At 62.6% G+C, this 7,722-nt stretch carries 7 protein-coding genes; 5 read left to right on the forward strand and 2 right to left on the reverse strand.

Annotation, left to right across the window (positions count from 1 at the left end; all coding sequences use genetic code 11):
• Window positions 1-14: 14 nt before the first annotated feature.
• Both ACL03I_RS37410 and ACL03I_RS37415 read right to left on the reverse strand, forming a co-directional pair.
• Complete coding sequence (locus tag ACL03I_RS37410; RefSeq protein WP_459561398.1) at window positions 15-1,409, reverse strand: IS30 family transposase; 1,395 nt, start codon at window positions 1,407-1,409, stop codon at window positions 15-17.
• A gap of 333 nt (window positions 1,410-1,742) precedes the next feature.
• The gene (locus ACL03I_RS37415; protein ID WP_412808394.1) at window positions 1,743-2,636 is read right to left on the reverse strand and encodes a poly(ethylene terephthalate) hydrolase family protein; all 894 of its coding nucleotides are present in this window, start codon (window positions 2,634-2,636) and stop codon (window positions 1,743-1,745) included.
• Between the two features lie 267 nt (window positions 2,637-2,903).
• Here ACL03I_RS37415 and ACL03I_RS37420 point away from each other — a divergent pair, with 267 nt between their 5' ends.
• The 5 genes from ACL03I_RS37420 to ACL03I_RS37440 all read left to right on the forward strand — a co-directional run bounded on the left by ACL03I_RS37420 (window position 2,904) and on the right by ACL03I_RS37440 (window position 7,682).
• Window positions 2,904-3,089, forward strand: coding sequence for a hypothetical protein (locus ACL03I_RS37420; RefSeq protein ID WP_412808395.1), 186 nt, complete (start codon window positions 2,904-2,906; stop codon window positions 3,087-3,089).
• A 595-nt stretch (window positions 3,090-3,684) separates the two neighbouring features.
• Entirely contained in the window at window positions 3,685-3,894 is a 210-nt protein-coding gene (locus ACL03I_RS37425; protein WP_412808396.1) for an FAD-dependent oxidoreductase, read from the forward strand.
• Between the two features lie 37 nt (window positions 3,895-3,931).
• Window positions 3,932-4,081 (forward strand): hypothetical protein, encoded by a 150-nt coding sequence (locus ACL03I_RS37430; RefSeq protein ID WP_412808397.1) that lies wholly within the window; start codon window positions 3,932-3,934, stop codon window positions 4,079-4,081.
• A gap of 2,002 nt (window positions 4,082-6,083) precedes the next feature.
• Entirely contained in the window at window positions 6,084-6,398 is a 315-nt protein-coding gene (locus ACL03I_RS37435) for a hypothetical protein (RefSeq protein ID WP_412808398.1), read from the forward strand.
• A gap of 18 nt (window positions 6,399-6,416) precedes the next feature.
• Window positions 6,417-7,682, forward strand: a complete 1,266-nt coding sequence (locus ACL03I_RS37440; RefSeq protein ID WP_412808399.1) for a PPE domain-containing protein — start codon at window positions 6,417-6,419, stop codon at window positions 7,680-7,682.
• Window positions 7,683-7,722: the final 40 nt, after the last annotated feature.

Here is a 7,722-nt window from a genome sequence, read left to right on the forward strand (position 1 = left end):
CTCGACCGCCGTATTCAATCGGTCGTCGCAACACCGGTTTGTTGGAGCGATCGTAGCTGCTCGGTGAAGGCTTCAGCGGGCGTCTTCCAGCCTAGGATTTTGCGGGGTCGGGAGTTGAGCGTGTGCGCGATGGCAGCGATGTCTCGAGCACCCCAGCGAGAGAGGTCGGTGCCTTTCGGAAAATATTGGCGCAGAAGGCCATTCGTATTCTCGTTGGTGCCGCGTTGCCATGGGCTCTTCGGATCGGCGAAGTAGACCTCGACGCCGGTGCGGGCGGTGAACCGTGCGTGGTCGGACAATTCCTTGCCCCGGTCCCAGGTCAGCGATCGACGCAGCGGCGGCGGCAGCGGGCGCAGCGTTCGGGTGAGCGCGTCGGTCATGGTCACCGCGCCGTAGCCAGCGAGAGCGGGTCCGTTCTTGGTGCGTGCGATGACACCGTATCCGTCCTCGCGAGGCAGGTGGATCAGCATCGTGAACCGGGTCGTCCGCTCGACCAGGGTGCCGATCGCCGAACGCTGCAACCCGATGATCAGATCGCCTTCCCAATGCCCGGCGACCACCCGCTCGCCGATCTCCGCGGGCCGGTTACCGATGAGCGTCTCGGCGGTCACATGTGCCCACGCTTTCTGCTTGGCGCGTGCGCGCGGGACCCGCAACGCCCGGCCTCGGCGCAGGCAGCCGACGAGTTCGCGTTCGAGCCCGCCCCGGGAATCGACATACAGTGCCTGGTAGATCGCCTCATGACTGATTCGCATTGACTCGTCGTCGGGGAATTCGAGTTTCAGCCGGTTCGAGATCTGCTCCGGGCTCCATGCGTTCACCCACGCCCGATCACCGCGATGCGGCTTGTTGCGCCCTTTCCACTCCGGACCGACCGGGCCGGCCACGGCACGTCCGTCGGCAGTTCGCACGACCCCGGAGAGCTTGTCTTGCACGTATGCGCGCAGCCGGTCGTTGGCGACCAGTTTGGCGATCTTGGGGCGCCTGGCCCGACGTTCGGCATGCCATTGCGCCGTCGAGGCCTTGTAGTCCAGCCAGTACGAACGGGTCGAGGCGTTGCGACGCAACTCCCGCGAGATCGTCGACGGACTCCGACCGAGCCGACGAGCGATCTCCCGCGCTCCCTCGCCCCGAGCCCGCCGCAACGCGATGTCCTCCCGCTCGCCCGAAGATAAATACCGGCCCGAAACAGACTGAGGCGAACGCGGATTCACTCCGCCAGCATGCCGGAACCATCGGAACCCGACCGGCGAGGACACCCCCGCTTCCGCCGCCGCGTCCTCGGTCATCACCCCGCGCGCGATCGCCGCCCAGAACCGCACCCGATCCTCACGCCAGGCCACCGTCGGTCGACCCGGCGACGGAATCTGGCCCCGGTACTCACGAACCCGTCTCTGCTGCGGACCAATTCCCACCTCGACACCTCCACGATCGAGGTGTTGCAACGATCAGTTGAATCCGGCACCTAGACTGCGATCCGGTTCGCGAGCCGGTTGGCCGACAACGGGATCGCGCAGTCGATGGAGCTCGGCTGGCGATCACCCGACGAGTACGAAGCCAGTTACCATGACCGGGTTCCAGCCGGACCCAGATAATCCGCTGATGTTCCCCTGGATTAGGGGGAACCTCGACCCGGGATTTGGAACGCTACCAGCGGCGGACCGTGCGCTTGACAAGCCAGGTGCACTCGGTGGTGTGGGAGCTCGCCGGGTGGGCAGTAGCCCGACTGCTGTCGCGGCTGCTTATTTTGTTAGGCTTTCCGGCCAGTCGATATTGCCGGTCAGTTCCGGGTGTGGTCCAGTGAACGCGGCCGCCGCAGTAGTGTCGCCACGCAACTGGTAGAGGAACCATGCGGTGGCATAGCCGAGTTCCGCGGCAGGGTCATGGCTGTCGTGAGGGGTAAGGTGATCGACTCCTCTGCCGACAAGTCCAAGGGCCGCGTGATTCGGAATATTTCTGAAGTAGGCGGTCTCGGTCGAGGGTGAGGCGATCGCGGCGTCGAGAGTTCCGTGCGTGGCGATCAGGAAGGTGGGGGCCTTGAGCTGCTCGGGGTGCGGTGTACACATATCGGCGGTAGGGCAATTGGGATTGGTGGTCGACCACCGTTGATCGGGCAGGGAGAAGGTGAGGACCGTGGCATAGCGGGACGGATTGTGGGTGGCTGCGTTCACTGCACCGGTTGCCCCCTGGGAGTGTCCAAAGGCTCCGATGCGGGCGGTATCGAGGTGGTTGTGGAACGGGCTTGCGGACAGGTGGTTTTGGGCTATCAAGTATGAGGTCGCGGCATCGATTTCTTTGCCGCTTCCGGTGTTGGGCAGGGTGCTGGCGATGACTGTGAAGCCGTAGGACGCGATTTGAGTAAGGACGGCTGTGTATTGACTCGGTGTCGCATCTGTTCCGTTACCCCATGTCAAGATGGGACTGGCAAATCCGAGTGTGGAATAATCGGTGGGCCGGTAGATCGCGAAGCTGTTACCGTTCTCATCGGAAACGGTGCTCGTCGTTGTCATGTAGGGGCCGAGTCGGTTATAGGTTGCTTCGATGCTGTTCGAAGCGGTCGCGGTGCCGATAGCCGATGTGGCCGAAGGCATCAGCATGGCGGTCGAGGCGAGAACGAGGTGGAGGATCGAGCGCATGAAAGTTGTCTCTCTACTCAATGCGAAGCGAAATTGGTTGCGCCGCGGTGACCAGGACATTTAGCGCACAAGGTCCCCGCGTGCAGTGCATGGACCGTTCCCGGTTCGGTGGACACACAAGTCGGGACCGCGCGGTAGTTCCGGGGCGGCGATGTCGGGTTCGACACGGCTTAGTTTCACCGAGAAGTACAAAGCCCAGGCGGTGGCGTTTGTCCTCTGGCCGCAATAATGGGGTATTCGGAAACCGGCCATTCGGAGCGGTTGCGTGTGGAGAACGCCGTCGATTTATCTGATCATGCCGGAATTCCTTTCGAGTTGCAGATCACAACACAACAGACCTCGAACGCTGAACTGACGCTGTGCCAACCGGCGCATACTGACGCCAGCGTTGTCCTGAAGCCGCAGCAGAATATTCCAGGCCTGGACATGCGAAAGTTTGGAAATAACCTCTAAAATCTCTGCCATAGTCCTGCCGTCGTGCGCTATTCGGCGATCCGGCCGTTTCGCGATCAGTAGCCGATCACGGAGAGGAGTCCCGAGCCGTGCCGGAGACCGAACCTTTGCGGGTTGAACTCCCAAATTCGGTAGATAGGCCCCCGCGTGGAGTGGGCGGACCAAGCCCCGACGACGGCTCGACGGACGGACCGCACCCTCAGCAGATTCGTCTTGTTTTCGGACCCCCCACCCCTGACGACGACAGATGCGTGGCGCTGAGGCCGATCCGCTCGAAGGCAAAATCGCCACCGACACAACAGCGTGACTCACAGAAAGAAGTTCGCAGGCCCGCCGCTGTACCGCGAGTCCGCGGCAGCTTGTTGCCACCGGGCCAGATCAAAGAGTGAGTGCCAATAGTGTTTATTCGGGCAGGCGCATGGCCGTCGATGCGGAAGTGCGGTTACCTGAAGGAGGACCAGTGTGCACAACAGCGGTCGTTCGGCTACCTCCATGATCAGACGCCGGGAGCTGCGGACGGAACACGTGCGAAAACGACCGCGGTGCTCGTCGTCGGCATTGCGAGCCTCGTCGTCGCATACCAATTGAGCCGACTTTGGCACCAATCGACGTCTACGAGGCCAGCAGTCGGGTTGGTGGCCGGATCCACACCCACCGGTTCGGCGGCGTATCGGACGCGCCATATGTCGCGCTGCGCGCAATGCGCGTCGACACACGATGCACTACGCCTATGAGCTTGGGGGCTGTTCGACCGGCTGTGCACATTCCCGACGTTACTCTCCGACGACCGCTCCCACTTGAGTAACGACGCCGGCACGATACGCATCGGATAGGCATCCGCGGTGCTGGTCGAGACGCTGCGCCGGCAGCTGCCCGCCGCCGATAACCGCACTGGGAGCCTGCTGTTCGCGGCGTGGGCTGTCGCGACGGTGACCGCGGTTGCGCCGCAGCGCCTGCGCGAGCAGCTGCTGACGAGAGGGCCGGTCACGTAGGTAGTGCTCAACCGACCTCTTTGCGGCCGTCGGCTGTTTTCCGGCTTCTGTCGGTCGGGGTTGTAGTGGGTTTCCTGTGTCGGCAGGCCAGAATTACACGCAGCAGGCTCGGCCGAGAGTGCGGATCGCATCTGGGTGTCGTTGCCTGTGCGGGCTTGGGTGTATCGGTCGGCGGCCTTGGGCCGGAGTTGCGGCTGTTGTCGATCCAGATGAGCTTGGCGGACTCGCCGGTTGGTGGAACGCGGCCGTGTGGGTTTGCCGAGGGCGCGGGTAACCCGGGCAATACCGGCTTCAGCGGCCAGCTGTTCGAAGTTGATGGCGCGTTCGAGGATCGGGCCGACCTCTCCGATGATCTGGGCCAGGTTCAAGGTGCTGAAAATGGGGCAGGGCGGCCAGCAGCTGCGCGTAGGCGTGGTTGCCAAGGGCGTCGGTTATCAGGGTGTCGACGGTGTCGATGATGCCCGGACCGATCACACCACCGCGACTGAGTGCAGATCAGCTGCGCGACGACAGTTTCGCTGAGGCGACTGGCGGCGATGGGGACGCTGCGCAGCCGGGTCAGCGGGTCGATGCCGCCACGGCGGCTGCGGTAGCGGCGTTTGCGGCAGAACGCTTCGTGGCGGGCAGCGGTGAGCCCGGCTGCGGCCTCCGGGGCAGGTCAGCGGTCGAGGAATCGAGGGCAATCGTTGATGCGGTTGTCCGGAAGTGGTTTCTCGCCTGGCCAATGTGCATCGACCAAGGGCGAATCGCTTGGCCGCGGCGATGCGCAGCTTGAGATGGTCACCGCGCTGACTGGGTCAGCGCCTGCAACTGGAGGTCGCGCAACCTCGGTACCAAACATCGGCAGCCGATGATGATCGATGCTGGCGTGATCGGCCAGATTGAACCCGTCACCGGCTTAGATTAGATTCCACCAGGAGCCGATAGACTCGCATTCCCCGGGACTCTCGGATCGGCTGCGATGCCGACAACCTCGCCGACCAGCGTGCCTGAAGTCGACGGGCGAACTTCTTCCAATAACAGCACTTCACCCTGGGGACGACCCAAGGCTGTCGGCAACTCACCTGGACTCCCGGTGACACCGTCGCCGCGCCGCACCGCGAAGCGGAGTACGTCTCGTCCAACTACAGAGTCTGAGTTGGCTTTGAGGACTCCCTGGTCGAAGACGGCCGATGCTGTTCGAGCCGGGCGGAGTCGGCCCACGGTATCGGCCCCGGACCACGCCTCAGAGGGTCGGTCGGCGGTATTCGCTCCTGACAACGCCACACCGGGCCACGCAAGGAAACCTATCGACGAGCGTGACGAGCCGAGTGGGATCACTGCGGAACCGCTCCAACGGAAGCAGCATCCATGATGACGCCCGGGTCGCGCAGAAACCGCCGACTGGCAGAGGTCAAATACGAGACCGTGATGATCTCACCGGCCGGTCGGGCTGCGTTGTCGAACCTCTCACCGAATCGCACCGGCCCCTTGCGTTGAACTGGGAGCGGCCTGATGACAGGCTGGCCATCGAGAGAAGCCGACGGTTCTATCGCAAGCCTGATCGCTGACGTATCTCGCTACGAGCGTGTGGCAACTTGCTGCCAACGGGCCATTTTGTCCGAGATCATGAGGCATGGTAGCCGATGAGCATACGGTCGCCGACAGCCAGCCTGTAGTTGTCCGTCGGGAGTCCAAGATCATTGTTGCGCTGGAAGGAGCTATTGATGCATGTGCTCAGACGCGGAGCCAAGCTGGGTATTGCCGTAGTGGCGATTCTCGCTGGATCGCTGGCCGTGGCAGGCCTGCAGTCCCGGTGTGGCAATGGTCGACCCCGGTGAGCTTCCCGGTCTGTAACGTTAATGCGCTCCCTTCTTGAGGTTGGCGAGGAGCGACAGTGTGTCATATCGAATCTGTATCCGACATTAGCCTTGTTGGCAGGATCGCCAAATCCCTATTTGGAAAGTCTAGTAGCCGAAATAGGTGGAGATACTCCTCCACTGGCAGTCGTTAGGAAAACTACATGTCTCTTGAGGTTGCTCCGGAACATCTTCCGGTTATCGCTGGACAACTCAATGTTGCCCAGTCCGGCGTTCTGCAAACCATAGTGGCGGGTGCGTCGGTTGCCGTTGCGAAACCTCCGGGTTTCGATGTTGTGAGTGCGCAGATACTGCCCGCTACCCTTGCGTACGCTGCGGCCTTCTTTCCCAGTGCGCTCGAGATGATCGGTTGCGGCGAGGCGGCGACTGCGGTGCTGCCGGTCATCGCAGCGGACTACGTCAGTGCCGACCTGTTCGGAGCCGCTTCCGTCGAGGCGCATTCGGCGTTCGAAGCATAAGTCGATAAACCATTTCGTTTGAAGGCTGATGCCATGCTGCCGTATGTTGATCCCTTCGTGATTGCTGCGGAGGCGATTATCCACCCATTGCTCACCGGGCATGGGGTCGCATCGATTCAGGATGCGGCAAAGGCGTATTCCGCCATCGCGGTGCAGTTAGATGCCGCTGCGCACAGCACTGACGGTTCGATGACCGAGATGGGCGAGACCTGGCGATCGCTCTCCTCCGATATCGCGCAGGCGGCGTTTCGAAGGCATGCGAACTCGTTACGTGAACAGTCTGATGCGGCTCTCAAAACCTCCGTGCTCCTGAAGGAAGCCGAGGCTGCATATAAAACAGCATACCGAGAAATGCTGGCGGTACAGGCGGAGCTCATAGATTTCGTGGCCAGACAGACCGCGATGGCGGCGGCCAGTATATTTGCCGCTCCAACCCTTCCGGTGTTGATGTTGGCAGAGAGCGAGAGCGCAGCGATCCTCGCCGCCGCCACCGCGGTCATGGATCAATATGCCGGCACGCTCTCCGGCATTCTGGCCCGTTTTCCGCCACCTGTGACCGCACAACCAATCGTCTCCAACGCAGGCGGACCAGAGGTGTCGACCAGGATGTCGACCGTTCTGGAGAGTCTTGCGACGAGATCGCTGCATTCACCGACGTCGGGAGGACTGCTGCACTCACCGACGTCGGGCGGACCGTCGTCGACCTCCGGCGGCCCCGGTAAAGGGTCCGGGTCGGGCGCACACCAATCGTCTACCAGCAGCACGGAGGCTATGACGGATCCGACGACGACCACAGCGCCGACCGACACCATGCAGACAACACCAGGCGTCGACCCTGCTACTTCCAACCCCGATCCAGGTGCGAACGGATTCGACAGCAGCCCGACGAATTACCCGGGCCTCCATGATGCCTCGCAGTCTTCGCCCACGGTCGCCGGCTTGAACGGAGGAGTCAGCAGTTCGGTCGTTCTCGGAATGACGCGCGGCGGACCGGGATCGATGTCGGGGGCCTCAACCGGATTTCGGATGCCGGCCAACTGGCGTTCGGGAGAGGCGCGGGCCTTCGGCGCTACAGCGACAAATGCGGCCGAGGTGCCGATGAGACCTCCGGTTGCGCCAAGCGGCAGTGTCGCGCCCAGAGTGAGGATGCGGCGCCGCCGCGATGAGGAAGATATGAAGGTATCGAAGGTGATCGTGCCAGGGGCGACGCAAGACGTGCCCACGCTGGAGTCGACACCCAGTATCGGAGTTATCGAGCACACCGACGACGGCGAAGACGAGTAGTTGACATCTTGAGGTCTGGAAAGCGATGGCCACTGTCGTG

Origin of the sequence: Nocardia sichangensis, assembly GCF_047200615.1 — a bacterium.
GTDB lineage: Bacteria > Actinomycetota > Actinomycetes > Mycobacteriales > Mycobacteriaceae > Nocardia > Nocardia sichangensis.

What these genes read in the sequence shown, in the direction of transcription:
- ACL03I_RS37415 (WP_412808394.1), bottom strand. Translation starts at nt 2,636, where the DNA reads ATGCGCTCGATCCTCCACCTCGTTCTCGCCTCGACCGCCATGCTGATG.
- ACL03I_RS37435 (WP_412808398.1), top strand. Translation starts at nt 6,084, where the DNA reads ATGTCTCTTGAGGTTGCTCCGGAACATCTTCCGGTTATCGCTGGACAA.